1 protein-coding gene and 1 pseudogene are annotated in these 1,895 nt (G+C 54.6%); both read left to right on the top strand.

Going from position 1 to position 1,895, the window contains the following annotated elements; genetic code table 11:
- A pseudogene (locus NW827_RS01090) lies at window positions 1-450 on the top strand (hypothetical protein); the annotation flags it as partial.
- Between the two features lie 555 nt (window positions 451-1,005).
- The coding region (locus NW827_RS01085; RefSeq protein WP_414503232.1) for a hypothetical protein at window positions 1,006-1,895 on the top strand (890 nt) is incomplete at its 3' end.

Here is a 1,895-nt window from a genome sequence, read left to right as displayed (position 1 = left end):
GTACCTACGCCGACTTCAGGCCCTACCCCTGTTCCGACGCCGGTTCCTGTAGGGCCGTCGCCTTCGTTTACCCGCTTCTTACTGCCCAATCCAGCGCCGGTCAACACGCCTGTTACTCTCACTTTTGTGGTCGATAACCGAGTGGCTGGAGCCATTCCCTTGAGTGGTCTGAACTTCCAGGCAATCTTGCCTGAGGGGCTGGTTGTTGCTAATCCTTCCACCCCCGCCGGCCTTGCTGATCCAAATACTTGCGGAGGAGTTCTTGGTGCCTTACCTGGGACGAGGATCATTAGTCTTTCAGGCGGAGTCTTAGCGGCAGGTGCCACTTGCGAGGTCAATGTTTCTATTCAGGCAACAGCTCCCGGGATCTACACCTTGCCGCTGCTGTTTGTGTCGAACAATCAGACTCCGCCCAGCGCAGCTCCTCCCATCAATCTGGTGGTTAACTAGTGGCTAACCTGTGATGACGACTTTAGCCAGATTTGTGATGCCTATTTTGGTAAGTGAGGGTGGCAGGAAATGAACGTGAAGAGGATCAGGATTAGAAAGAATTGGTCGCGGGCTTTGGGCAGTGTAGGCGCTGTTTTCTTCACCACAGCCAGCTTGGTTGGCTGCCAGCAAGCCAAGGACAAGAACGCCACCAGCTTTGTCCCTGGACCGATCATTCCGCCTCAGACTCCTAGCGTGCCCACTGGTGGTACCGAGGTGGGCCTACCTCCCATAGCACCACCAGGGATCCCTTTGCCGGCTCCCACAATTGTTATCCAAACTCCCGTTGCAGCCCCAACCATTCCTCCAATCCCCTCTCCTATTCCTCTCCCCACCATCAAGGCAGAAACTCCGGCTCCTTCTACCCCTTTCCCTCCTCCTCCCCCCACTCCCTTCCCTGTTGAAACAGTTAGCGTTGATCCAGCAGAAGTTACGTTTGACTCAGGGACGACTGTTGGCTCTATAAAAACTCTCACGCTTACGCCGTCTGCTCCTCCGGCCAACGGCAGCTTGGTGTTGAAGGTAGAAAGCAGCAACCCGCAGGTGGTGGGCGTTTCCACAACAGCCGCCTCGTTCGTAACAGTTGTCCTTCCACCGGGATCCCCGGATACACCTAAGGTTGTGCTGACTCGTTTGATCCCGGCTACACAGGAGGGCAATGCCACCATCACAGTTACCCGCGACCCGGCCACAACCGCTGCCAATTATCCGGTGGGCAGCGTGAATGTTGCCGTGCCGGTGACCTTAAAGCAGCAAGAGCCGCCTAGCATTACCGTTGATCCCGAGTCCATCACCTTTGATGATAAGCAGCCAGTTGGCACTTCTGCTAAAGTAGCGGTCAGCCTTAATCCAGTTGCTCCGATTGGTGGGCAGGTTGTGTTGGATGTGAGTGGAACTCCCAATCCTTTTGTTCCAGGGGCGTCGTTTGCTATTTCGACCAGCACGCTGGTCTTCAAGGAAGGCAACAAGGGACCTCAGGAATTCGAGGTTGTTCGCCTGACGCCTGGCGAAGCTGCCGGATCAGTGACCATCAAGCTCAATCCCGCGCTGACGACGGCTACCAACTTCTTGACTGCCGACCTCAGTGCTGTGATCCCTGTTGCAATCAAAGCTCTGCCGACTCCACCACCCGCCACTCTTGCAATTGAGTATAAGGATACTTCCTTGAAGTGTAGCACTAACCTTAACTTGAAGCTCACTGCGCCTCCAACTGTTACCATTACTGGCGCTGTTAAAAGCCCACTCACTTTCAAAGCCGAGCCAGCACCTAATCCTCCCTTCTTTTTTGACACATCCACAGGGGTCATTTCCGTTCAATGTCCAGCGGCAGCAAACCAGCCTCCGATTGGCCTTTCTTTCTCTGCATTGATAACTCTTTCGGATTCTTCAGTTCCGCCAATTTCGGC

The organism is Synechococcus sp. H70.1, from assembly GCF_047502705.1.
Taxonomy (GTDB): Bacteria; Cyanobacteriota; Cyanobacteriia; order Thermostichales; family Thermostichaceae; genus Thermostichus.
This window is presented reverse-complemented; position numbering and strand designations above follow the sequence as displayed.